The organism is Pantoea sp. NGS-ED-1003 (assembly GCF_000738765.1).
In the GTDB taxonomy this organism is placed as follows: Bacteria; Pseudomonadota; Gammaproteobacteria; order Enterobacterales; family Enterobacteriaceae; genus Pantoea; species Pantoea septica.
Genome location: NZ_JPQA01000009.1, coordinates 221902 through 244923 on the forward strand (window position 1 = coordinate 221902; position 23022 = coordinate 244923).

Consider the following 23022-nt stretch of genomic DNA (forward strand, 5'->3'; position numbering starts at 1 on the left):
TTTAATGGATTTTACAATTTTGTATAGAGATGGGCGGCCAGAGCGGCATCGCTGGAAGAGAAGAGCAGGCGGAAAAATCAATACCAAAAATATCTACAGCCCAGCTGAAATAGCAGAAAAACGGCGGCGAGTCGCCTCGCCGCCCGCGAGTTAGCGCACTATCACCGTCAGCAGAATCAGCGCGATGGCGATAAGCGCGACGCCGATAAATGCCCGGTCGAGTCCTCTTCTTTTCATGTTCGCCCTCCTAGAACCACTGACCGAAACGGCGGATATAGATCCGCTTCATGCCCTGCGCCACCAGGCAGTAGCCGAACAGCGTCGCCGCCAGCCAGGGGAAATAGGCGAGCGGCAGCGGCACCAGGCCGACCATCGCGCCGAGCGGCGAGAAGGGAATGGCGATGCCGAGCGCCATAATGGCGAAGGTGGTCAGCAGCACTGGCAGCGCCGCGCGGCTCTGAATAAAGGGGATCTTCTGCGTGCGCAGCATATGCACCACCAGCGTCTGCGACAGCAATCCTTCAACGAACCAGCCGGACTGAAACAGCGACTGCGCGCCCGCATGATTCGCGCCGAAGACGTACCACATCAGGGCGAAGGTGGTGATATCGAACAGTGACGAGGTCGGCCCCATCCACAGCATAAAGCGTCGGATATTGCCGGCATCCCATTTGCGCGGCTTGCGCAGGAACTCCGCATCCATTTTGTCCCAGGGCAGCGCCAGCTGAGAGACGTCGTACATCAGGTTCTGCAGCAGCAGATGAATCGACAGCATCGGCAGAAACGGAATAAAGGCGCTGGCGATCAACACGGAAAAGACGTTGCCGTAGTTAGAGCTGGCGGTCATGTTCAGGTACTTGATGATATTGCCAAAGGTTTCGCGCCCTTTCAGCACGCCCGCTTCCAGCACGCGCAGATCCTTCTCCAGCAGAATAATGTCGGAGGACTCTTTGGCGATATCCGCCGCGCTGTCGACCGAAATACCCACGTCGGCGTCGCGCAGCGCCGGGGCGTCGTTGATGCCGTCGCCGAGGAAGCCGACCGTATGGCCGTTCTGCTGGAACAGCCGCACCAGACGCGCTTTCTGCGGCGGCGTCAGCCTGGCGAACAGGCTGCTGCGCTCGGCGGCCTGCGACAGCTCGATGTCGCTCATCGCCTCGATCTCATCGCCGGTCAGCATGCCGCTGGCGTCCAGCCCCACTTCGCGGCAGATGCGCGCCGTGATCGTCGGGTTGTCGCCGGTCAGCACCTTGACCGCCACGCCGCTGGCGCGCAGCGCCTCAATCGCTTCGCCTGCGCTCGCCTTCGGCGGATCGAGGAAGGTCAGCATCCCTTCCAGCGTCAGCTCGCGCTCCTCCGCCTGCGTCAGCGGCAGCGCAATCTCGCCCGCGCGCGTCGCCACCAGCAGCACGCGGAAGCCCTGCTGGTTATAGGTTTCAGCCAGCTTTTGCAGCGCCGTCCGCCGCGCCGCGCAGAGCGGCACGCATTCGCCGTTGACGCGCACCCGGGTTGATACGGCGAGCATCTCCTCAACGGCGCCTTTGCATACCAGCAGCGATTCGCCCTGCTGCAGATCTTCCAGCAGCACCGACAGGCGACGCCGCGCAAAATCGAAAGGCAGCTCATCCTGTTTGTGATAGCGGCTGCGCTGCGCCTCGCTGATGCGTCGCGCGCCCGCGCGCACCACTGCCCGATCCATCGGGTTTTTGCCGCCCGTCTGGCTGCTGCTGTTCAGCCAGCCGAGCAACAGCACGCGTTCATCCTCTTCGCCGTCGCAGTTGAGGACGTGCGACAGCTGGATCTCATCCTGCGTCAGCGTGCCGGTTTTATCGGTGCAGAGCAGATCCATCGCGCCGAGGTTCTGGATGGCGTTAAGGCGTTTGACGATCACCTTGCGGCGCGCCATCGCCATCGCCCCTTTCGCCAGGTTCGAGCTGACGATCATCGGCAGCATCTCCGGCGTTAGCCCCACGGCGACGGCCAGCGCGAACAGCGCGGCGTCGGTCCAGTCGCCTTTGCTGAAGCCGTTAATCAACAGCACCACCGGCACCATAATCAGCATAAAACGGATCAGCAGCATACTGACGCTGTTGACGCCGCGGTCAAACGCGGTCTGAGCGCGGCTGCCGACCAGCGATTTCGCCAGCGAGCCGAAATAGGTCTGACTGCCGGTCGCCACCACCACGGCGCAGGCGCTGCCGCCCGAAACGCTGGCGCCCATCAGGCAGATGTTGTCCTGTTCCAGCAGGCTTTTGCCCGTCGACCGACCGCTGCTGCTTTTCGCCGCCACCTCGGCGCTGAGATCGACCTTCTCGACCGGCAGCGACTCCCCGGTCAGCACCGCCTGACTTACGCAGAGATCGCGTGAACGCATCAGACGCACGTCGGCAGGCACCAGATCCCCCGCGCTGAGCAGTACGATATCGCCGGGCACCAGCTCGCGCATGGCGATCTCCTGCGGCGCGCCGTCACGCATTACGGTCGCCGTGGTGCGCACCAGCGACTTCAGCGCCTGGGCGGCGCGGTTAGTGCGAAACTCCTGCCAGAAACGCAGCAGCGCGCTCAGCGTCACCATGGTGCAGATGATGATGACGCCGGTAAGATCGCCCTCGTCCCCGGCGCGCAGCGGCAGCCAGTAGTCGGTGAAAAAGCTCACCGCCGCCAGCGCCAGCAGCACGTAGATAAAGGGGTTATGAAAGGCCATCAGCAGCTGCAGCAGCGCAGGCGGCGCTTTCTCCTGCGCCACCTCGTTAGGGCCGAACTGCGCCAGACGGCGTTCCGCTTCCTGCTGGCTCAGCCCGTCAGCCTGACTGTGCAAGTGAGCCAGCGTCGCCTCGACCGTGCGATTTGCTTCCTGCTCGATTAAATAATGTTTTGCGCCGCTTCGCGCGGCGCGGCGGCTATTTTTCGCCAGCGTCTGGCTTTCCAGTTTTAATTCGGACATGGTGAGTTCTCCCTGTAACAGGCAAAGCAATCCCGGCACGCCAAGTAAGGCGTGCGTAATCAAAGAAAATATTTAAGGGAGTGCGTAGCGTGACGGGCGAATAAGCCGCAGGCGCGAACCGCTCGCCGCAGTTATCTGTCGATGCGGTGAGAGGACGCAGGCGCAGGGCGCAGCCGGTCAGCTACGCGAGCGAGGTGGAGGAAAAAGCGCGTGAGTGAAAAACAGCATAACGATCGCCTTATAATAAATAGCGTTTTCAGGGAGCAATCGTTATTAAAGAGGATCGCTGCGCGCCGGATGGCAAGCAGCATGGAAATTCAGCTTGCCGGTGTCAGTAACCAAATCGAATGACTGTCCAAGTGAATTCTCCAGTAAAAAGTTGCCGCTATTATAAGCGCGGCGAAAAAAGGATAAAGAATAAATTAAGGCTAAATACGCTTCGTTGAGGTTCTGTTTCTCTATACTTAGTTAACACCGCTTTGCGTCTCTTATAACCAGAGCGCCACCCTTATAACCTTTCTGCATAAGGTTAGCCAATAATAGACTATTCTTCCTTTAAGCCCTCTCGTACACTCGCGTGACTACTTTATAAGGCAAGGAATTACCATGAAAAAAACCGCTGCTTCTCTGTTGGCGCTTTCGCTGACCGCCGCCTTTGCCGCACAGGCCGCCACGCCAAAAGATACCCTGGTGATCGCTCAGTCTATCGATGACGCCGACAGCTTCGATCCCGCTAAAGGGTTTGAACTGACCAGCGTGCAGGCCTTTACCAATATCTATCAGCGCCTGGTCCAGTCCGATCCGCAAAACCCGACGGATCTGAAACCGACGCTCGCCAGCAGCTGGCAGCCGGGCAGCGATAACCGCAGCCTGACCTTCGAACTGCGCAAAGACGCTAAATTCTCCAGCGGCAATCCGCTGCGCCCGGAAGATGTCATCTTCTCGCTGGGCCGCGTGGTGAAGCTCAACCTCGATCCCTCTTTTATTCTGACGCAGCTCGGCTGGACAAAAGAGAATGTCGATACCTTCCTGAAGAAAGTCGACGACAACCACGTGCAGATCAGCTGGACCGCCAACGTCAGCCCGACCTACGTGCTGAGCCTGCTCTCCGCGCCGGTCTCCTCTATCGTCGATGAAAAAACCGTGATGGCGAACGCGAAGAACGGCGATCTGGGCAACGGCTGGCTGGCGACAAACTCGGCGGGCAGCGGCCCCTATCAGATCCGTAAAGTGGTGCTGCATCAGGTGGTGCTGCTGAGCGCTAACCCGACCTCGCCGGCCGGCGCGCCGAAGCTGAAAAACGTGCTGATTAAAAACGTGCCGGAGCCGGCGGCGCGCCGTCTGCTGCTGGAGCAGGGCGACGCGGATATCGCGCGTAACCTCGGCGCCGATCAGATCGCCGCGCTGAAAGGCAAGGCGGGCGTGAAGACGGAAGCCTACCCGATGGCGTCGCTCTACTACATTCAGTTCAACGTCGGCGGCAACGAGACCCTGAAGAATCCGGCGCTGTGGGAAGCGGCGCGCTACCTGTTCGACTATAAGGGCATCGCCAACGACCTGCTGAAAGGCCAGTTCGACGTGCATCAGACCTTCCTGCCGAAAGGCTTCCTCGGCGCGGTCAACGATACCCCTTACAGCTACGATCCTGAAAAGGCGAAAGCGATTCTGCAGAAAGCGGGCCTGACCAACGTCAGCTTCGATCTCTCCACCAGCAATCAGCCGCCCTACCTCGATATCGCGCAGGCGCTGCAGGGCAGCTTCGCCAAAGGCGGCGTGAAGATCAACGTGCAGCCGGGCCTGAGTTCGGAAGTCTCCACTAGCGTGAAGGCGCATAAGTATCAGGCGACGCTGAACGCCTGGGGCGCGGACTACTTCGATCCCAACACCAACGCCGCCTCTTTCGCCTATAACCCGGAAGACGGCAGCAAAACCATCGCTTACCGCTCCGACTGGCATATTCCCGAGCTAAACAAGCAGGTGCTGGCGGCGACCGCGGAGAGCGATCCGCAGAAGCGCGTGGCGCTCTACAAAGCGATGCAGGAATCGGTGCTGAAAAACTCGCCGTACGTCATCGGTCTGCAGGCGCGCAACCTGGTCGCGCTGCGCGACAACCTGAAAGGTTACGTGCAGGGCATCAACCCTGACATGGTCTACTACTCGCAGGTCAGCAAATAATGGCGCAGTCAGCCTCGGAGGCCGGGTTCGCCCGGCAGCTCTGGCCGCGCCTGTCGCGGCTGGTCACCAGCCTGCTGTCGCTGCTGGTGACGCTGCTTGGGCTGCTGGCCTTTACCTTTATGCTCTCCCACCTGTCGCCGGTGGATCCGGTGCAGCAGATCGCCGGCGATCACGCCAGCGAAGCGACCTACGCGCAGGTACGCCACGAGCTGGGACTGGATCAGCCGGTGCTGGTGCAGTTCTGGCGCTACCTCGAACATCTGGCGCGTGGCGATCTCGGTCTTTCCCACCTGACGAATCAGCCGGTGGCGAACGATCTGATGCAGACCTTTCCCGCCACCATCGAGCTGGCGACCTGCTCGATGATCTTCGCTGCCCTGTTCGGCGTCAGCCTGGCGCTGCTCGCCGCATGGAAGCCAGGCAGCGTGATCGACAACGTGGCGCGCTTCGTCTCTCTGCTCGGCTATTCGGTGCCGGTGTTCTGGCTCGGCCTGCTCGGGCTGCTGCTGTTTTACGCCGTGCTGCACTGGTCGGCCGGTCCGGGACGGCTCGACGATCTCTACGTCTATACGCTGGAGCCGAAAACCGGCTTCGTGCTGATCGACAGCTGGCTCTCCGGCGATCCGGAGATGTTCCGCAACGCCATCGCCCACCTCTGGCTGCCGGTGGTGATCCTCGGCCTGCTGGCGATGGCGGGCATTACCCGTCTGTTGCGCGCCGCGCTGCTGGAAGAGAGCAGCAAAGAGTATGTGACGCTGGCGCGCGCCAAGGGCGCCGGTCGCGGCCGTATTCTGCTGCGCCATATTTTCCCTAACGTGCTGGGCACGCTGGTGACGGTGATCGCCCTCTCCTACGCCACGCTGCTGGAGGGCTCGGTGCTGACCGAGACCGTCTTCGCCTGGCCGGGCGTCGGACGCTATATGACCAACGCGCTCTTCTCGGCCGACGTACCGGCCATCCTCGGCTCTACGCTGCTGATCGGCGCCTGCTTCATACTGCTTAACGCCGTGGCGGACGCCCTAACCTGGTTAACCGATCCGAGAACCCGATGACGCAACAACTCTCTGAACTCGAAACCGTGCGGCCGCGCCGCCGCCGCCGCCGCGTTACCTCGCTCACCATCGGCCTGACCCTGGTAGCGATCCTGGTGCTGACCGCCCTGTTCGCGCCGCTGCTGGCACCTGTCGATCCCAATCTGCAGACCATATCGGCGCGCCTGCTGCCGCCGTCGGCGCAGCACTGGTTCGGCACCGACGGCTTCGGCCGCGATCTGCTGTCGCGCGTGATCTACGGCGCGCGCCCGACGCTGCTGCTGGTGTCGCTGATCCTGGTGCTGACCATTCCGGTCGGCCTGCTGGTCGGCATTACCGCCGGCTATGTTGGCGGCTGGACGGAGCGCGTGCTGATGCGCATTACCGATATCTTTCTTTCGCTGCCAAATCTGGTGATCGCGCTGGCGCTGGTGGCGATGCTCGGTCCCGGCCTGATGAACGGCGCGCTGGCGCTGGCGCTCACCAGCTGGCCGCCCTTCGCCCGCCAGGCGCGCGCCGAAACCCTGGCGCTGCGCCGCAGCGACTATCTGGCCGCCGCGCGGATGCAGGGCATCACCGGACTGCGCCTGATGTTCGGCCATATTCTGCCGCTCTGCCTGCCCACCGCCGTGGTGCGCGCCGCGCTCAGCCTCGGCGGCATTATTCTTTCCGCCGCCGGCCTGGGCTTCCTCGGCATGGGCGTACAGCCGCCGACCGCCGAATGGGGTTCGATGGTAGCGGAAGGCAGCAAAGTGATTTTCGACCAGTGGTGGGTCGCCGCCGCCCCCGGCGCGGCGATTCTGTTCGCCAGCCTGGCCTTTAACCTGACAGGCGACGGCCTGCGCGACCGTCTGGATACCCGCCATGCCAAATGATCTGTTACTTCACGCCGAGTCGCTGAGCATCCGCAGCGACGACGCGCTGCTGGTGGACGACATCAGCTTTTGCATCGGCCGCGAGCGCGTGGCGCTGGTGGGCGAATCGGGCTCCGGCAAATCGCTGACCGCGCGCTCGCTGATGGGGCTGCTCTCTCCTGCGCTGCACCTGCACGCGCAGAAACTGGAAGTGGCCGGGCACGACGCGCTGCGCCTGAGCGAAAAAGCCTGGAGCGCGCTGCGCGGCGATACGGTGGCGATGGTGATGCAGGACCCGAAATATGCGCTTAACCCGACGCGCACCATCGGCTGGCAGGTAGAGGAGCCGCTGCTGCTGCACCGCCGCCTGAGCCGCAGCGAGCGCAAAGAGAAAGTGTGCGAGATGCTCGACGCCGTGGGCCTGCCGCAGCCGCGCCAGCTGATGCAGCGCTATCCGCATCAGCTCTCCGGCGGCATGGGCCAGCGGGTGATGCTGGCGATCGCGCTGATTACCGATCCCGCCTTTTTGATCGCCGACGAGCCGACCTCGGCGCTCGATCACGCCATGCGCGATCAGGTGCTGGCGCTGATCCGTCGCCTCGTCGAAGCGCGCAATATGGGTCTGCTGCTGATCAGCCACGATCTGCAGCAGGTCTCTGAACACTGCGAGCGCGTGATGGTGATGTACAAAGGCCGCGTGCTCGATACGCTGCCCGCCGCCGATCTGCCGCGCGCTACCCATCCCTATACGCGCACGCTCTGGTCGTGCCGTCCGAGCAAAGCGACCCACGGCCAGCCGCTGCCGGTGCTGGATCGCGCCGCGCTGGAGGCGAATCATGATTAATCTTCAGCGGCTGAGCGTCGCGCACAAGCAGGGCTACGAGCTGCGCACCGTGGTGCACGAGGTCGACCTGCAGGTTAACGCCGGCGAGTGCTTCGGCCTGGTGGGCCCTTCTGGCTGCGGCAAGTCGTCGCTGCTGTGGGTGATGGCCGGGCTGAATCCGCACTGGCAGGGAAAAATGGCGCTGGCGGGCAGCGACGTCGCGCCGGGCAAGCCCTTTACCGGCCAGCTGCGCCGCGACGTGCAGATGGTGTTTCAGGATCCCTACGCCTCGCTGCATCCGCGCCACCGCCTGCGCCGCACCCTGGCGGAGCCGCTGAAGCTGCTGCGCCGCGACAGCATCGACGACCGCATCGATCAGGGCTTTCGCCACGTCGGTCTCGATCCGGCGCTGGCGGAGCGCTATCCGCATCAGCTCTCCGGCGGCCAGCGCCAGCGCGTGGCGATCGCCCGCGCGCTGCTGCTGGAGCCGAAGATCCTGCTGCTGGACGAGCCGACCTCAGCGCTCGATATGTCGGTACAGGCGGAGATCCTTAACCTGCTGAACGATCTCAAGCGCGACGACGGTTTGACCATGGTGCTGGTCAGCCACGATCCCGACGTGATCGACCATATGTGCGACCGCGCCGCGCGCATGGCGCAGGGGCGCATCGTCGAGCGAATCGGCGCATGATGGATCGCGCGCGAGCCAGCACGCTATACTCGCGCGTAATCTATCTGCAAAGAGGTGACCATGACGGTTAAGCTACGCCCGCTGGAGCGGGAAGATCTGCACTTCGTTCATCAGCTGGATAACAACGCCAGCGTCATGCGCTACTGGTTCGAAGAGCCTTATGAGGCCTTTGTCGAACTCTCCGATCTCTATAACAAGCACATTCACGATCAGAGCGAGCGCCGCTTCGTCGTGGAGCACGACGGCCAGAAAACCGGGCTGGTAGAGCTGGTGGAGATCAACCACGTGCATCGCCGCGCCGAGTTTCAGATCATTATCGATCCGGCACATCAGGGCAAAGGGCTGGCGAGCCAGGCGGCAAAGCTGGCGATGGAGTACGGTTTTTCAGTGCTGAATCTCTACAAGCTCTATCTGATTGTCGATCAGGAGAACGAGAAGGCGATTCACATCTACAGCAAGCTGGGATTTGAGACGGAAGGGGTGCTGAAGCACGAGTTCTTTATCAACGGCGAATATCGCAACACCATCCGCATGTGTATTTTCCAGCATCAGTTTCTGGAAAGGTTCCGCTCAGGCGGCGCGATGGTGAAGCCCACCGCGCAGTAGTCGCCGCTAGCCGCGCGCGCCGACCGGATTAAGGAAGGGCCGCGGATGGTCCGGCTGGAGGTTGTACATTCCGCCGTTAAAGGGGTCGACCAGCAGCCAGCCGGGAAAACCGCCCAGCGGAATATTGCCCAGCAGATACCAGAGATTCGCTTTGCCTTCGATCGGCAGCGTCACCGGCACGTAGCCCGGACTCTCCAGCATCACCTGATAGTGCTTCTTGCCGAAATAGCGGCCGGTCGACTTCGCCAGCTCCACGGTTTGCGGCGTATAGCCTTCCGCCACGGAACGTCCATCCTCATCCTGTACGGTAAAGCGCGCGCCCTGCGGCAGCGAGTCGATGCGCACCGCCTGGGTCGACGAGCCGACAATCGAGGCGCAGCCGCTAAGCAGCAGCGCGGCGGCAAGGATAAGAAGTCGCTGTTTCATGAAGGGATCCGCTTAAGAGTCAGAAAAGGCAGTGTAAACCGCCCTTGCGTAGTTAATCGCCCTATCATCGCCTGTTTTCTGCGCTTTATTGCGGTTGACAGCCGTGCGCAATCGCCGCGATATCCTGCGGCGTGGTGCGGCAGCAGCCGCCGATAAGCCGTGCGCCGGCGGCGCGCCACTCGGGCAGCTTGTCGCGCAGCGTGCAGCCCGACGGCGCGGAGTGCCAGGTTTTGCTGGCGGCGTCGTACTGCTCGCCGGAGTTGGGATAGACCACCAGCGGCTTGCTGGTCAGCGTCTGCAGCTGCTGGAGCGCCGGCGTCGCCTGCTCCAGCGCGACGCAGTTGATGCCCAGCGCGACGATCTGCGGCTGCGCCTGCAGGAAAGCCGCCACCTCGCGCAGCGGCGTGCCGTCGCTGATGTGCGCCGCGTCGCGCAGCGTAAAGGAGAACCAGGCCTGCGCCGCAGGGAACTCCGCCAGCAGCGCGGTCAGCGCCCGCGCTTCGGCAAACGAGGGCAGCGTTTCGCACGCCAGCAGGTCGGCGCCCGCCGCCAGCAGCGCCTGCACGCGCGGACGGTGAAACGCCTTCATCTCTTCCTCCGGCAGCGCGTAGTCGCCGCGATATTCCGCCCCGTTGGCGAGAAAGGCGCCGTACGGCCCGACCGATCCCGCCACCAGCAGCGCGGCCTGACTGCCGCTGGCTGCGCGATAGTCATCGCGCGCGCGCCGCGCCAGCTCAACGCTGCGGGCAATGAGCTGCAGCGACTGCGCCTCGTCCAGCCCGCGCGCGGCGAAGCCCTGCGGCGTCGCCTGATAGCTGGCGGTAATGGCGACGCGCGCCCCGGCGGCGAAATAGTCGTAGTGCACCTGATAGATCAGCTCGGGATTTTCCATCAGCACCTTCGCGGACCAGAGCGCGTCCGCCAGGTTGCAGCCGCGCGCCTCAAGTTCGGTCGCCAGCGCGCCGTCCAGAATCAGCATGTCGCTTTCAGCCAGCGCCTGCGCCACAGAATTATGCTGCATCTTTGGCCTCCTCAGCCTGCGATTTTTTATGGGTAACAGCGTAAACCGCATAGCAGAGCAGCACAAAGGGAATGCCGCACCAGAGCGCAATGCGCTGCGAAGGGTCGAACGCCAGTCCGACGCACGCCAGCAGACAGAGGGCGAAGCCCAGTATCGGCGTCAGCGGATAGAACGGCGCGCGGTAGAGCAGCTCGCCCAGCGCCCTGCCCTGCGCCAGATGACGGCGGCGGAACATGTAGTGCGACGCGCAGATGCTGAGCCAGACGGCGACCACCGCGAAGCCGGAGATGGCCGACAGCGCGACGAACACCGTGTCCGGCGCGATAACGCTGGAGAGCAGCGCCAGCACGCCGCCCAGCATGCTGACGGTGATCGCCAGCTGCGGCACGCCGCGTTTATTGACGCGGGCGAAGCAGCGCGGCAGCGTCTTTTCATTCGCCAGCGACCAGAGCATGCGTCCCGAGGCGTAGAGCCCGGAGTTCGCCGCCGAGAGGATCGCCGTAAGAATAACGAAGTTGACGATATCGGCCGCGTAAGGAATACCGATCTTCTCAAACACCACGACAAAAGGGCTTTTGACGATGCCCGCCTGATCCATCGGGATCAGCGCCGCCAGCACCAGCACCGTGCCGACAAAGAAGATGATCAGCCGCGCCACCGTGGTGCGGATCGCCAGCGGCAGCACCTTCTGCGGATTTTCGGTTTCGCCTGCGGCGATGCCGATCAGCTCGGTGCCGGAAAAGGCGAAGTTGACCGCCACCATAGTCATGATAATCGGCAGCACGCCGTGCGGCAGCCAGCCGTGCTGGGTGAGATTGCCCAGTCCCGGCGCGGCGCTGCCGTCTTTCAGCGGGATAAAGCCGAACATCGCCGCCGCGCCCAGCACGATAAAGGCGATGATGGTGACCACCTTGATCAGCGAGAACCAGAATTCCCCTTCGGCGAAGAAGCGCGTGGAGATGATATTCAGCAGATAGATAGCGACGCAGAACAGCAGACACCAGATCCATATCGGCACCTGGGGAAACCAGTACTGCATGCAGAAGCCCGCGGCGGTAAAGCTGGAGCCGAGCGCCACGGTCCAGGTGAGCCAGTAGAGCCAGGCGACGGTGTAGCCGGTAGCTGGACTAAGATAGCGCGCCGCGTAGACGTGAAAGGCGCCGGTTTCCGGCATCGCCACCGACAGCTCGCCGAGGCAGACCATCACCAGCCAGACCACCAGCGCGCCGATCAGGTAGGCGAGCAGCGTGCCCGCCGCGCCGGTAGTGGAAATGATATAGCCGGTATTAAAAAACAGCCCGGTGCCGATCACGCCGCCCAGCGATAGCATCACCAGATGGCGCGTTTTCATCGTACGTTTGAATTGATCCCGTGACGGGTTTTCCTGCTCGCTCATCTTTTCATCCATATGGACGTCTAAACATCTATATGGCAGGGTTATACGCGTCGCCGCCGGGAATTGCAACGTGATAAAAGATAAGGTTTTGCTAAAAAAGACGCCGTGCCCCGCGCTGACGGGGCTGGCCGCCGTCAGCCGAAGACGCTTTGCAGATAGCGCTCCAGCGCGATGCGCGAACTGAATCCGTGGGGAATGCCGTAGTGCTCCTGCGACTCGCCCGCCAGATAGAGCGGAAACCGCGTGTAGTGATCGCAGGTCTTCATCTCTGACGCCGGTTCGGCGAACGGCTGACTCTTCTCTTTTAGCGTGGGGTGGATCACCAGCGCCGTGCGTCCCATACGGGCTTCGCGGTTAACATAGACATAGCTGTCGCCACGGCGATAGCCGTAAGCTTTGGGCGTGACCTCGTCTACTTCGAATCCCGCCTTCTCCAGAACGCGCGCTACCTCATCGGGTCGTAAATACATGCTCTCTCCTCTCTTCTTTCAAGCCTCGCAACCTTACAACAGCACGCCGCCGTGCGGCTTTCGGAATTTCCCTAAACCCCGGATGTGCCGATGCGTTTATCTGTGCATCGTCTACACTCAGTATTACGTTTAAAATCAAAGGGAGCGAAAAAATGTTTAATCGAACCACTAAAAACGATGACATTGATGTTAACCAGGATGTGAACGATCTCGCTGATTCGCTGGAAGCGCTGCTGAAATCTTACGGCAGCGAAGCGAAAGATGAGGTGGACTCTGCGCGCAGTCAGGCGCAGGCGCTGCTGAAGCAGACGCGTGCGAAACTGAACGGCGGTCATGGACGCGTTTCTCAGGCGGCACGCGATGCGAGCTATCAGGTTGACGCCTACGTGCACGATAAACCCTGGCACGGCGTGGGCATCGGCGCTGCGGTCGGCCTGGTATTAGGCGCGCTGCTGGTCGGTCGCCGCTAATCTCGTCAGAACCCTCAAGGCCTCGCGCAAGCGGGGCTTTTTTTCGCCCTTTTCCTGCCTCGACGTCTTTACAAAATTCTTTCCCCTGCCCCGATCCCCATGCCGCCTGGCGTTAGCCGTTTTTTGCCGATGGTTTGCCGGAAACCCTATATATAGTGCGCTTGAATTTTTACACCGCTATATCTAGTATCTCCTCTATCATCCAGACACAAGATGCGAGCCGCGACGCCGTCCAGAATAAAGGCCTTCGCCTGCGGATCACACCACGTGGCCCATGACTTAAGGGAAATACGAATCATGCGCATTATTATTTACACTAAAGATAACTGTGTCCAGTGCAACGCGACGAAGCAGGCCATGGATCGTCACGGCATCGCCTATCAGCTGATCAATCTCGACGCGCAGCCTGAAGCCGCCGACAGCCTGAAAGCGCTCGGCTACCGTCAGGTGCCGGTGGTGATGGCGGATAACGACCACTGGAGCGGTTTCCGTCCGGATAAGATCGCCGGTCTGCGTCAGCTTGCGGCGGCGGGAGAGTAGCGCCATGTTTCCACTGGTCTACTTCTCCAGCCAGTCGGAAAACACCCATCGGTTTATTACCCGTCTGGGCTTGCCGGCGCGGCGCATTCCGCTCGATCTGGCCGCGCGCCTGCAGCAGCAGCAGCCCTATATTCTGGTGGTGCCCAGCTATGGCGGCGGCGGCAGTCGCGGCGCGGTGCCCAGACAGGTTATTCACTTTCTTAATGATGAATCGAACCGGCGCGGCATTCGCGGCGTGATCGCCGCGGGCAACCGCAATTTCGGCGAGGCTTACTGCCTGGCGGGCGACATCATCGCGCAAAAATGCCAAGTTCCCGTGCTCTACCGCTTTGAGCTGATGGGAACGCCGGACGACATCGCCACGGTTAAAGCGGGAGTAACCCAATTTTGGCAACAACAGACACCCTCAATGGCGTAACGCTCGACTATCACGCGCTGAACGCCATGCTGAACCTTTATGATGCCGATGGCCGCATCCAGTTCGACAAAGATCGCGAAGCGACGCGCCAGTTCATTCTGCAGCACGTCGCGCCGAATACGCTCGCTTTCGCCAGCGCGGCGGAGCGCCTGCGCTATCTGGTCGAAGAAGGCTATTACGAAGCGGCGGTGCTGAACCAGTACGACTTCGACTTTCTGTGCCGTTTTCATGACGAGGCGGCGGCCTGGGGCTTTGAGTTTAAAACCTTTCTCGGCGCGTGGAAGTTCTACACCAGCTATACGCTAAAGAGCTTCGACGGCAAACGCTATCTGGAGAGCTTCGAACAGCGCGCCTGCATGGTGGCGCTGACGCTGGCGCAGGGCAGCGAGACGCTGGCGCGATCGCTGCTGGAGGAGATGCTGAGCGGCCGTTTCCAGCCTGCGACGCCGACCTTCCTTAACTGCGGCAAACAGCAGCGCGGCGAGCTGGTCTCCTGTTTCCTGCTGCGCATCGAAGACAATATGGAGTCGATTGGCCGCGCGGTAAATTCCGCGCTGCAGCTCTCCAGGCGCGGCGGCGGCGTGGCGCTTCTGCTCTCGAACCTGCGCGAAAACGGCGCGCCGATCAAACGCATCGAGAACCAGTCTTCGGGCGTGATTCCGGTGATGAAGATGCTGGAGGACGCCTTCTCCTACGCCAATCAGCTTGGCGCGCGTCAGGGCGCGGGCGCGGTATGGCTCAACGCGCACCATCCCGATATTCTGCGCTTTCTCGACACCAAGCGGGAAAACGCCGACGAGAAGATCCGTATCAAGACGCTGTCGCTTGGCGTGGTGATCCCCGATATCACCTTCCAGTTGGCGAAAGAGAACCGCCAGATGGCGCTCTTTTCCCCCTACGACGTTGAGCGCATTTACGGCCAGGCGTTCGGCGACATCAGCATCAGCGAAAAGTATGAGGAGATGGCGGCGGATGACCGCATCCGTAAGCGCTGGATCCAGCCGCGCGACTTCTTCCAGACGCTGGCGGAGATCCAGTTCGAGTCCGGCTATCCCTACATCATGTATGAGGACAGCGTAAACCGCAGCAACCCGATCGCCGGCCGCATCAATATGAGCAACCTCTGCTCGGAGATTTTGCAGGTCAACAGCGCCAGCGAGTTCAACGAGGACCTCAGCTATCGCCGCGTCGGCAAGGATATCTCCTGCAACCTCGGCTCGCTGAATATTGCGCACGCCATGGACTCGCGCGACCTGGCGCGTACCGTGGACGTAGCCGTGCGCGCGCTGACCGCCGTTTCTGATATGAGTTTTATCGGCTCGGTGCCGTCGGTAGCGGAAGGCAACCAGCGTTCGCACGCGATTGGCCTTGGCCAGATGAACCTGCACGGTTATCTGGCGCGCGAAGGCATCCCCTACGGATCGCCAGAAGCGCTCGACTTTACTAACCTCTATTTCTACTGCGTCACCTTTTACGCGCTGCGCACCTCAAACCAGCTGGCACGCGAGCGCGGGCAGCGCTTCGACGGCTTCGAGCAATCGACCTATGCCAGCGGCACGTACTTCGACAAATATGTCGAGCGCGACTGGCTGCCGCGCACCGAGCGCGTAGCGCGGCTGTTCGCCGAGGCGGGAATTGCCCTGCCGACGCGCGCCGACTGGCAGGCGCTGCGCGAGGCGGTGATGGCGCACGGGTTATATAACCAGAACCTGCAGGCGATTCCGCCGACCGGCTCTATCTCCTATATCAACCACGCCACGTCGAGTATCCACCCGATCGTGTCGCGCATTGAGATTCGTAAAGAGGGCAAAACCGGACGCGTTTACTATCCCGCGCCCTTCCTTACCAACGAGAACCTTGCGCTCTATCAGGATGCGTACCAGATCGGGCCGGAAGCGATCATCGACACCTATGCCGAAGCGACGCAGCATGTCGATCAGGGCCTGTCGCTGACGCTCTTTTTCCGCGACGACGTCACCACCCGCGACATCAACAAAGCGCAGATTTACGCCTGGAAGAAAGGCATCAAAACGCTTTACTACATTCGACTGCGCCAGATGGCGCTACAGGGCACGGAGGTGCAGGGCTGCGTTTCCTGCGCCCTGTGATGAAAACTATGCGACTACAACAGATTCAGGCGATTAACTGGAACCGTCTTCAGGACGAGAAAGATCTTGAGGTGTGGAACCGTCTCACCAGCAACTTCTGGCTGCCGGAAAAGGTGCCGCTGTCGAACGATCTGCCCGCCTGGCAGACGCTGGACAGCCAGCAGCAGCAGCTCACGATTCGGGTGTTTACCGGCCTGACGCTGCTCGACACCATTCAAAACGTGATCGGCGCGCCGGGCCTGATGCCGGACGCGCTGACGCCGCACGAAGAGGCGGTGCTCTCCAATATCAGCTTTATGGAGGCGGTGCATGCGCGCTCCTACAGTTCCATCTTCTCCACGCTCTGCAACACCAGCGACGTCGACGCCGCCTATCAGTGGAGCGAGAAGAACGAGGCGCTGCAGAACAAGGCGAGCATTATTCTGCAGCACTACCGCGCCGACGATCCGCTGAAGAAAAAGATCGCCAGCGTGTTTCTCGAGTCATTTCTCTTCTACTCCGGCTTCTGGCTGCCGATGTACTGGTCAAGCCGCGGCAAGCTGACCAATACCGCCGATCTCATTCGGCTGATCATCCGCGATGAAGCGGTGCACGGCTACTACATCGGCTATAAATATCAGCAAGCGCTGGAGCAGGTTGATGACGCGCGCAAAGAGGCGCTGCAGCAGTTCGCCTACGATCTGCTGCTGGCGCTGTATGACAACGAGGTCGCCTATACCGAGGCGCTCTACGCCGACGTCGGCTGGGCGGAAGAGGTGAAGACCTTTCTGCATTACAACGCTAACAAGGCGCTGATGAACCTGGGCTATGAGGCGCTTTTCCCGGCGGAACTCACCGCGGTGAATCCGGCGATTCTCGCCGCTCTTTCGCCCAACGCCGACGAAAACCACGATTTCTTCTCCGGCTCCGGCTCCTCCTATGTGATGGGCAAAGCGGTAGAAACCGAAGACGAAGACTGGGACTTTTAATCGACCCGCGTCGGGCCCGTCGCGGCCCGACAATATTATTTTTCCCACCCCGCTGGCCGCCGATTATTTCGCAAAAGCGCCGTTTTTATTTCGCCATCATTTCTCTTTATAGAGACGTTAATTGCCTCTTTCAGGCATGTTCTTTTCTGACAATTTTGCCGCTGACGACGCCAAATCGCCATAAATCGGGATCGCGCCGGTAAAAAATTATTCTGCCCTCATCCCTTGTGAGTACTGGAAATTCTGCCTATCGCGCCGTTTACCTCGCTATGAATATTGCTCTTCAGGGTTGTCAGATAGTGTCAGTATGTTACGGTATGACCCGCTTAAATTTCACCAGGAAAGCTGAACTTCAAAATAATTTAACCAGGATTTTATCACTGCATGGCAATTAAACTTGAAGTAAAAAATCTTTATAAAATATTTGGGGATAATCCCGACCGCGCGTTTAAATATATTGAGAAAGGGGAAAGCAAAGAGGCAATACTGGCGAAAACCGGTTTGTCGCTGGGCGTCAAAAACGCCAGTCTGGCCATTGAAGAAGGCGAGATATTCGTCATCATGGGACTTTCCGGCTCTGGAAAATCGACCATGGTTCGCCTTCTCAATCGTCTGATCGAGCCCACACGGGGCCAGGTAATTATTGACGGCGTCGATATCGCCAAAATATCCGACAGCGAACTGCGCGAAGTGCGCAGAAATAAGATCAGTATGGTATTTCAGTCATTTGCGCTGATGCCGCATATGAACGTGCTAAATAATACCGCCTTCGGCATGGAATTAGCCGGCGTGCCGCTGGCAGAACGTCAGGAAAAAGCGCTGGATGCGCTGCGTCAGGTCGGGCTGGAAAATTATGCCCACGCTTATCCCGACGAACTTTCCGGTGGTATGCGTCAGCGCGTGGGATTAGCGCGTGCGCTGGCGATCAATCCCGATATTTTGCTGATGGACGAAGCTTTTTCCGCGCTCGATCCGCTGATCCGCACCGAAATGCAGGATGAGCTGGTGAAGCTGCAGGCGAAACATCAGCGCACCATTATTTTTATTTCCCACGATCTCGACGAAGCGATGCGCATCGGCGACCGCATCGCCATTATGCAGGGCGGCGAAGTGGTGCAGGTCGGCACGCCGGACGAAATTCTGAATAACCCCGCCAACGACTATGTGCGCACCTTTTTCCGCGGCGTCGATATCAGCCACGTCTTCAGCGCGAAAGATATCGCCCGTCGTAGCGCGGGATCGCTGATCCGCAAAGCACCCGGCTTCGGCCCGCGCTCCGCTATCAAGCTGCTGCAGGATGAAGATCGCGAATTCGGCTATGTGCTGGAGAAGCAGAAGTTTATCGGCGTGGTCTCGACCGACTCGCTGAAAGCGGCGCTGGCGGCGGGCGAAGGGCTGGATAGCGCCCTGCTCGACGCACCGGCCGCCGTTCCCTCCGATACCTCGCTGAACGATCTGCTCGGCCACGTCGCGCACGCGCCCTGCGCCGTGCCGGTGGTGGGCGAAGAGGATCAGTACGTCGGCATCATCTCCAAAGGCATGTTGTTACGCGCTTTAGATCGTGAGGGAGCTTCGTCATGAGTGAACAGAACAGTAATCCGTGGGAGGACGCGAGCGCCGCGTCTCAGACCGACGCCGCCGCTCAGGCGAGCAGCGATCCCTGGTCCGGCGCGGGAGATGCCGCCACGCAGCACGCCGCGCCAGCCAGCCAGGGCGCTGACGCCTGGGGCACGCCCGACGGCGGCGCAGTCCATGACGCCGCCGCCAGCGGCAGCGACTGGCTGAGCAGCGCGCCTGCGCCGCAGCCGGAGCATTTTAATCTGCTCGATCCCTTTCATAAAACGCTGATCCCGCTCGATCGCTGGGTGACCGAAGGCATCGACTGGGTGGTGAATCACTTCCGTCCGCTGTTTCAGGGCGTGCGCGTGCCGGTGGACTATATCCTGAGCGCCTTTCAGCAGCTGCTGCAGAGCCTGCCCGCGCCGGTGGCGATTGTGGTGTTCGCCCTGATCGCCTGGCAGATCGCCAGCCCGGCGATGGGCGTCGCGACGCTGATCTCGCTGGTGCTGATCGGTGCGATCGGCGCCTGGTCGCAGGCGATGGTGACGCTGGCGCTGGTGCTGACCGCGCTGCTGTTCTGCATCGTCATCGGGCTGCCGCTCGGCATCTGGCTGGCGCGCAGCGAGCGTGCGAGCCGTATCATCCGGCCGCTGCTGGACGCGATGCAGACCACGCCGGCGTTTGTTTATCTGGTGCCGATCGTCATGCTGTTCGGCATCGGCAACGTGCCCGGCGTGGTGGTGACCATTATTTTCGCTCTGCCGCCGATGGTGCGCCTGACGATCCTCGGCATCAAGCAGGTGCCTGCCGATCTGATCGAGGCCAGTGAGTCCTTCGGCGCCAGCCCGCGTCAGATGCTGTTTAAAGTGCAGCTGCCGCTGGCGATGCCGACCATTATGGCGGGCGTCAACCAGACGCTGATGCTGGCGCTGTCGATGGTGGTGATCGCCTCGATGATCGCCGTCGGCGGGCTCGGCCAGATGGTGCTGCGCGGTATCGGCCGTCTCGATATGGGACTGGCCACCGTGGGCGGCGTCGGCATTGTAATCCTCGCCATTATCCTTGACCGTCTTACCCAGTCCGTGGGTCGCGACGGCCGCAGCCGCGGCAGCCGCCATTGGAGCCATACCGGCCCGGTTGGGCTGCTGACGCGCCCTTTCCGCAAATCCTGATTTTTTCGGGCGGCCCGTCGCGGCCGCTCGCCTCGCAACGCCGACAATAAGGAATAACTATGCGCAAGACCGCACCTCTCCTCGCCGCCGTGCTGACCACGTTCGCCTTTTCCCAGGCTTTTGCCGCCGATCTGCCGGGCAAAGGCATCACCGTTAAGCCCGCGCAGAGCACCATCGCCGAAGAGGGCTTCCAGACGCTGCTGGTGAGCCGCGCGCTGGAAAAGCTGGGCTATACCGTCGAAAAGCCGAGCGAAATTGACTATAACGTCGCCTATACCTCTATCGCCGCCGGCGACCTCACCTTTGTCGCCACCAACTGGCAGCCGCTGCATGACGATATGTACAACGCCGCAGGCGGCGACAAGAAGTTCTACCGCGCAGGCACCTACGTCTCCGGCGCGGCGCAGGGTTATCTGATCGACAAGAAAACCGCCGAGCAGTACCACATCACCAATATCGCGCAGCTGAAAGACCCGAAAATCGCGCAGCTGTTCGACAGCAACGGCGACGGCAAAGCGGATATGACCGGCTGTACGCCCGGCTGGGGCTGCGAAGCGGTCATCAATCATCAGAACGCCGCGTTCGGCCTGAGCGATACCGTGACCGCCAATATGGGCAACTACTCGGCGATGGTCGCCGATACCCTGGCGCGCTTTAAGCAGGGCAAACCGATCCTTTACTATACCTGGACGCCCTACTGGCTAAGCGACGTGCTGAAGCCGGGCCGCGACGTGGTGTGGCTGCAGGTGCCGTTCTCGTCGCTGCCGGGCGCGCAGAGCAAGGTCGACACCAAACTGCCGAACGGCGCCAACTACGGTTTCCCGGTCAATACTATGCATATCGTGGCCAATAAAGCCTGGGCGGAGAAGAACCCGGCGGCGGCGACGCTGTTTGCCGAGATGAAGCTGCCGATTACCGATATCAATGCGGAAAATGCGGCGATGCATGCCGGTCAGGCGTCTGAAGCGGATATCAACCGCCATGTCGACGGCTGGATCCACGCCCACCAGCAGCAGTTCGATCGCTGGATTCAGGACGCGCTCGCGGCTGCCAAATAAATCACGACTCACTCCAGGGGCAGTATGCGCTGCCCCTCTGCCTTCCCTGCCCTCTCTTTCTGCCGAACCGACTGGTACGTCCTGTCAAATTACACATCAGCGAAATAGTTTTTTGGGTTACTATTACCCGATTATGATTATTACTCTCTGCGCTCCTGATAAATGAATGCTCATCGCCATACGCTGACGCCTGCGCTGGTGTTGCTGATGTCTGTCGCCACAGGTCTCTCTGTAGCCAGCAACTACTATGTGCAGCCGCTGCTCAATACCGTCGCCCAGAACTTTAACCTCTCCGTCAGCATGGCGGGCTTTATCGTCACCACGGCGCAGCTTGGCTACGCCTGCGGTCTGCTGCTGCTGGTGCCGCTTGGCGATATGCTTGAGCGCCGCGCCCTGATCGTCGGCATGAGCCTGCTGGCGGCGGGCGGCATGGTGATGACCGCCACCTCCTCCTCTTTTACGCTGCTGCTGCTGGGCACGGTGCTGACCGGCCTGTTCTCGGTGGTGGCGCAGATCCTGGTGCCGCTCGCCGCGACGCTGGCGCCGCCGGAAAAGCGCGGCAAAATCGTCGGCACGGTAATGAGCGGGCTGCTGCTCGGCATTCTGCTGGCGCGTACCGTCGCGGGCGCGCTGGCGCAGCTGGGCGGCTGGCGCACCGTTTACTGGACCGCCAGCGTCCTGATGGTGCTGATGGCGCTGGCACTGTGGCGCTTTCTGCCGCAGGTTAAGCCCACGGTGTCGCTGAACTATCCGCAGCTGCTGAAATCGATTTTCCAGCTCTATCGGGCCAATCGCGTGATTCGTACCCGCGCCTGGACCGGCTGTCTCTCTTTCGCCAACTTTAGCGTGCTCTGGACGTCGATGGCGTTTCTGCTCGCCTCGCCGCCTTACGGTTACTCTGAAGGGGAAATCGGCCTGCTGGGGCTGGTCGGCGCGGCGGGCGCGCTGGCGGCGCGTCAGGCCGGATCGCTGGCGGATAAGGGCAAAGCCAGGCTAACCACCACGCTGGGCCTGCTGATTATGCTCGCCTCCTGGGGGATGACCGCGCTGGGCGCGCACTCTCTGGCCGCGCTAATTGTCGGCATTCTGCTGCTCGATCTGGCGGTTCAGGGGGTGCATATCACCAATCAGAGCGTGATCTACAGTCAGATGCCCGAGGCGCGCAATCGCCTTACCGCTGGCTATATGACCAGCTATTTTATCGGTGGCGCGTTTGGTTCGGTGCTCTCCGCCAACGCCTTTCACTTCGCCGGCTGGTACGGCGTATGCGCCGCTGGCGTGGTGATGACGCTGCTCAACCTGCTGATTTGGTGGCGCAGTTACCGCTTCGAAACCCACTTTAGTAAGTAAATAAAATACCAAACATGTGATTGAGTCTGGTCACGAATGGTTAGTTTTGTTATGGTTAGCAACAAACCTATTCACACAAGTTATTTTTTCTTTCGAAATTATTTAGCAAACAAAAAGTTTCTTCCCGTTTAGATATCGTGCCCTGCGGCGATAAGCAGCAGTGGACGAGGGTTTCGTGCCCAGGGTCAGGGAACGGCCTGGAACCACCTGATGACGACAGTGTGATCTTCTGAACAATTGCGCGGAGTAAAAATGACTACGCTTAATCTGTCACCATCGTTACTATATTAGTTGCAACTAGTGAGGTTTTTTTATAATGGAAAGTTCGTTTACTCCCATTGAACAGATGCTTAACATCCGCGCAAATCGCCACAAAGATTTCCCGCTGCACGAAATCATTCTGACGCGTCTGTGCATGCACATGCAGGGAAAGCTGCTGGAAAATCGCAATAAGATGTTAAAGGCGCAGGGAATTAACGAAACCTTATTCATGGCGTTGATTACGCTGGATGCGCAGGAAAACCAGAGCATTCAGCCCTCCGAGCTGAGCGCCGCGCTGGGTTCTTCGCGCACCAACGCCACGCGTATCGCCGATGAGCTGGAGAAGCGCGGCTGGATCGAGCGTCGCGAGAGCGATAACGATCGTCGCTGCCTCCATCTGCATCTCACCGAAAAAGGGAATGAGTTCCTGCGTCAGCTGCTGCCGCCTCAGCATCAGAGCCTGCAATATCTCTGGTCTTCGCTGTCGAACGACGAGAAATCGCAGCTGGAAGGCATTACGCGTAAATTGCTCAATCGTCTCGACAAAATGGACGAAGACCAGGTCATCGCCTCCCTCTCTCGCTAATAGCAAGAACTGCGACACAATCACCTGTCGAAACCGTTATTTTAATCCCCTTTTATCCGGCCAGCGCCTTGTCGCTGGCTTTTTTCGACTCGGG

The 23022-nt window shown here is 60.7% G+C and carries 22 protein-coding genes; 16 read left to right on the plus strand and 6 right to left on the minus strand.

Annotated features, from left to right (window positions below):
- Positions 1 to 150: 150 nt before the first annotated feature.
- Positions 151 to 237 carry a magnesium transporter protection protein MgtU gene (mgtU, locus tag JS46_RS24840; protein WP_369799184.1) on the minus strand — a complete coding sequence of 29 codons (87 nt, stop codon included), beginning with the start codon at positions 235 to 237 and terminating at the stop codon, positions 151 to 153.
- A gap of 10 nt (positions 238 to 247) precedes the next feature.
- On the minus strand, positions 248 to 2944 hold the full coding sequence (gene mgtA / locus JS46_RS18310) for a magnesium-translocating P-type ATPase (RefSeq protein ID WP_033754073.1): 2697 nt from the start codon (positions 2942 to 2944) through the stop codon (positions 248 to 250).
- A gap of 606 nt (positions 2945 to 3550) precedes the next feature.
- Here mgtA and JS46_RS18315 point away from each other — a divergent pair.
- Genes JS46_RS18315 through speG form a run of 6 tightly spaced genes read left to right on the plus strand, consistent with a single transcriptional unit; the run spans position 3551 to position 9124 of the window.
- Positions 3551 to 5119, plus strand: coding sequence for an ABC transporter substrate-binding protein (locus tag JS46_RS18315; RefSeq protein WP_033754075.1), 1569 nt, complete (start codon positions 3551 to 3553; stop codon positions 5117 to 5119).
- Entirely contained in the window at positions 5119 to 6171 is a 1053-nt protein-coding gene (locus JS46_RS18320; protein WP_033754077.1) for an ABC transporter permease, read from the plus strand. Before JS46_RS18315 ends, JS46_RS18320 begins: the two co-directional genes overlap by 1 nt.
- Entirely contained in the window at positions 6168 to 7025 is an 858-nt protein-coding gene (locus tag JS46_RS18325) for an ABC transporter permease (protein ID WP_033754079.1), read from the plus strand. The genes JS46_RS18320 and JS46_RS18325 overlap by 4 nt, the downstream gene beginning before the upstream one ends.
- Positions 7015 to 7848 carry an ABC transporter ATP-binding protein gene (locus JS46_RS18330; protein ID WP_033754082.1) on the plus strand — a complete coding sequence of 278 codons (834 nt, stop codon included), beginning with the start codon at positions 7015 to 7017 and terminating at the stop codon, positions 7846 to 7848. Before JS46_RS18325 ends, JS46_RS18330 begins: the two co-directional genes overlap by 11 nt.
- Positions 7841 to 8518 (plus strand): ABC transporter ATP-binding protein, encoded by a 678-nt coding sequence (locus JS46_RS18335; protein ID WP_033754084.1) that lies wholly within the window; start codon positions 7841 to 7843, stop codon positions 8516 to 8518. The genes JS46_RS18330 and JS46_RS18335 overlap by 8 nt, the downstream gene beginning before the upstream one ends.
- 60 nt (positions 8519 to 8578) lie before the next feature.
- The gene (gene speG, locus JS46_RS18340; RefSeq protein WP_033754086.1) at positions 8579 to 9124 is read left to right on the plus strand and encodes a spermidine N1-acetyltransferase; all 546 of its coding nucleotides are present in this window, start codon (positions 8579 to 8581) and stop codon (positions 9122 to 9124) included.
- A 6-nt stretch (positions 9125 to 9130) separates the two neighbouring features.
- Here speG and JS46_RS18345 read toward each other — a convergent pair whose 3' ends face one another.
- The 4 genes from JS46_RS18345 to JS46_RS18360 all read right to left on the minus strand — a co-directional run bounded on the left by JS46_RS18345 (position 9131) and on the right by JS46_RS18360 (position 12437).
- Positions 9131 to 9550: a hypothetical protein gene (locus JS46_RS18345; protein WP_033754089.1), complete on the minus strand. Its 420-nt coding sequence runs from the start codon at positions 9548 to 9550 to the stop codon at positions 9131 to 9133.
- Positions 9551 to 9635: 85 nt separating this feature from the next.
- Positions 9636 to 10571, minus strand: a complete 936-nt coding sequence (gene mmuM, locus JS46_RS18350) for a homocysteine S-methyltransferase (protein ID WP_033754092.1) — start codon at positions 10569 to 10571, stop codon at positions 9636 to 9638.
- Positions 10561 to 11967, minus strand: a complete 1407-nt coding sequence (gene mmuP, locus JS46_RS18355) for an S-methylmethionine permease (RefSeq protein WP_033754095.1) — start codon at positions 11965 to 11967, stop codon at positions 10561 to 10563. Before mmuP ends, mmuM begins: the two co-directional genes overlap by 11 nt.
- A 134-nt stretch (positions 11968 to 12101) precedes the next feature.
- Entirely contained in the window at positions 12102 to 12437 is a 336-nt protein-coding gene (locus tag JS46_RS18360) for a DUF2002 family protein (protein WP_033754097.1), read from the minus strand.
- Positions 12438 to 12589: 152 nt separating this feature from the next.
- Between JS46_RS18360 and JS46_RS18365 the strand changes: the two genes are divergently transcribed.
- From JS46_RS18365 to mprA, 10 genes are all read left to right on the plus strand, one after another.
- On the plus strand, positions 12590 to 12907 hold the full coding sequence (locus JS46_RS18365) for a DUF883 family protein (RefSeq protein WP_033754100.1): 318 nt from the start codon (positions 12590 to 12592) through the stop codon (positions 12905 to 12907).
- Between the two features lie 297 nt (positions 12908 to 13204).
- Positions 13205 to 13447 (plus strand): redoxin NrdH, encoded by a 243-nt coding sequence (locus tag JS46_RS18370; protein WP_033754102.1) that lies wholly within the window; start codon positions 13205 to 13207, stop codon positions 13445 to 13447.
- Between the two features lie 4 nt (positions 13448 to 13451).
- Positions 13452 to 13865, plus strand: coding sequence for a class Ib ribonucleoside-diphosphate reductase assembly flavoprotein NrdI (gene nrdI / locus JS46_RS18375; RefSeq protein WP_033754105.1), 414 nt, complete (start codon positions 13452 to 13454; stop codon positions 13863 to 13865).
- Positions 13835 to 15973: a class 1b ribonucleoside-diphosphate reductase subunit alpha gene (gene nrdE / locus JS46_RS18380; protein ID WP_072010462.1), complete on the plus strand. Its 2139-nt coding sequence runs from the start codon at positions 13835 to 13837 to the stop codon at positions 15971 to 15973. The genes nrdI and nrdE overlap by 31 nt, the downstream gene beginning before the upstream one ends.
- Before the next feature lie 8 nt (positions 15974 to 15981).
- Positions 15982 to 16941, plus strand: a complete 960-nt coding sequence (gene nrdF, locus JS46_RS18385; RefSeq protein WP_033754179.1) for a class 1b ribonucleoside-diphosphate reductase subunit beta — start codon at positions 15982 to 15984, stop codon at positions 16939 to 16941.
- 384 nt (positions 16942 to 17325) lie between these two features.
- Complete coding sequence (gene proV, locus JS46_RS18390) at positions 17326 to 18522, plus strand: glycine betaine/L-proline ABC transporter ATP-binding protein ProV (protein WP_033754111.1); 1197 nt, start codon at positions 17326 to 17328, stop codon at positions 18520 to 18522.
- Positions 18519 to 19673 (plus strand): glycine betaine/L-proline ABC transporter permease ProW, encoded by a 1155-nt coding sequence (proW, locus tag JS46_RS18395; protein WP_033754114.1) that lies wholly within the window; start codon positions 18519 to 18521, stop codon positions 19671 to 19673. The genes proV and proW overlap by 4 nt, the downstream gene beginning before the upstream one ends.
- A gap of 59 nt (positions 19674 to 19732) precedes the next feature.
- Positions 19733 to 20731, plus strand: coding sequence for a glycine betaine/L-proline ABC transporter substrate-binding protein ProX (proX, locus tag JS46_RS18400; RefSeq protein WP_033754118.1), 999 nt, complete (start codon positions 19733 to 19735; stop codon positions 20729 to 20731).
- A gap of 162 nt (positions 20732 to 20893) precedes the next feature.
- Positions 20894 to 22081 carry an MFS transporter gene (locus JS46_RS18405; protein WP_033754121.1) on the plus strand — a complete coding sequence of 396 codons (1188 nt, stop codon included), beginning with the start codon at positions 20894 to 20896 and terminating at the stop codon, positions 22079 to 22081.
- 316 nt (positions 22082 to 22397) lie between these two features.
- Complete coding sequence (gene mprA / locus JS46_RS18410) at positions 22398 to 22928, plus strand: transcriptional repressor MprA (protein WP_033754123.1); 531 nt, start codon at positions 22398 to 22400, stop codon at positions 22926 to 22928.
- Positions 22929 to 23022: the final 94 nt, after the last annotated feature.

Excerpts from the sequence above, each read along its gene's own strand:
- mmuM (WP_033754092.1), bottom strand. The coding sequence starts at position 10,571 with ATGCAGCATAATTCTGTGGCGCAGGCGCTGGCTGAAAGCGACATGCTG.
- proX (WP_033754118.1), top strand. The coding sequence starts at position 19,733 with ATGCGCAAGACCGCACCTCTCCTCGCCGCCGTGCTGACCACGTTCGCC.
- JS46_RS18370 (WP_033754102.1), top strand. The coding sequence starts at position 13,205 with ATGCGCATTATTATTTACACTAAAGATAACTGTGTCCAGTGCAACGCG.
- mgtU (WP_369799184.1), bottom strand. The coding sequence starts at position 237 with ATGAAAAGAAGAGGACTCGACCGGGCATTTATCGGCGTCGCGCTTATC.
- JS46_RS18315 (WP_033754075.1), top strand. The coding sequence starts at position 3,551 with ATGAAAAAAACCGCTGCTTCTCTGTTGGCGCTTTCGCTGACCGCCGCC.
- proW (WP_033754114.1), top strand. The coding sequence starts at position 18,519 with ATGAGTGAACAGAACAGTAATCCGTGGGAGGACGCGAGCGCCGCGTCT.
- nrdF (WP_033754179.1), top strand. The coding sequence starts at position 15,982 with ATGCGACTACAACAGATTCAGGCGATTAACTGGAACCGTCTTCAGGAC.
- mmuP (WP_033754095.1), bottom strand. The coding sequence starts at position 11,967 with ATGAGCGAGCAGGAAAACCCGTCACGGGATCAATTCAAACGTACGATG.
- proV (WP_033754111.1), top strand. The coding sequence starts at position 17,326 with ATGGCAATTAAACTTGAAGTAAAAAATCTTTATAAAATATTTGGGGAT.
- JS46_RS18335 (WP_033754084.1), top strand. The coding sequence starts at position 7,841 with ATGATTAATCTTCAGCGGCTGAGCGTCGCGCACAAGCAGGGCTACGAG.
- nrdI (WP_033754105.1), top strand. The coding sequence starts at position 13,452 with ATGTTTCCACTGGTCTACTTCTCCAGCCAGTCGGAAAACACCCATCGG.
- JS46_RS18405 (WP_033754121.1), top strand. The coding sequence starts at position 20,894 with ATGAATGCTCATCGCCATACGCTGACGCCTGCGCTGGTGTTGCTGATG.
- JS46_RS18325 (WP_033754079.1), top strand. The coding sequence starts at position 6,168 with ATGACGCAACAACTCTCTGAACTCGAAACCGTGCGGCCGCGCCGCCGC.
- JS46_RS18320 (WP_033754077.1), top strand. The coding sequence starts at position 5,119 with ATGGCGCAGTCAGCCTCGGAGGCCGGGTTCGCCCGGCAGCTCTGGCCG.
- JS46_RS18330 (WP_033754082.1), top strand. The coding sequence starts at position 7,015 with ATGCCAAATGATCTGTTACTTCACGCCGAGTCGCTGAGCATCCGCAGC.
- speG (WP_033754086.1), top strand. The coding sequence starts at position 8,579 with ATGACGGTTAAGCTACGCCCGCTGGAGCGGGAAGATCTGCACTTCGTT.
- mgtA (WP_033754073.1), bottom strand. The coding sequence starts at position 2,944 with ATGTCCGAATTAAAACTGGAAAGCCAGACGCTGGCGAAAAATAGCCGC.
- JS46_RS18365 (WP_033754100.1), top strand. The coding sequence starts at position 12,590 with ATGTTTAATCGAACCACTAAAAACGATGACATTGATGTTAACCAGGAT.
- mprA (WP_033754123.1), top strand. The coding sequence starts at position 22,398 with ATGGAAAGTTCGTTTACTCCCATTGAACAGATGCTTAACATCCGCGCA.
- JS46_RS18360 (WP_033754097.1), bottom strand. The coding sequence starts at position 12,437 with ATGTATTTACGACCCGATGAGGTAGCGCGCGTTCTGGAGAAGGCGGGA.
- JS46_RS18345 (WP_033754089.1), bottom strand. The coding sequence starts at position 9,550 with ATGAAACAGCGACTTCTTATCCTTGCCGCCGCGCTGCTGCTTAGCGGC.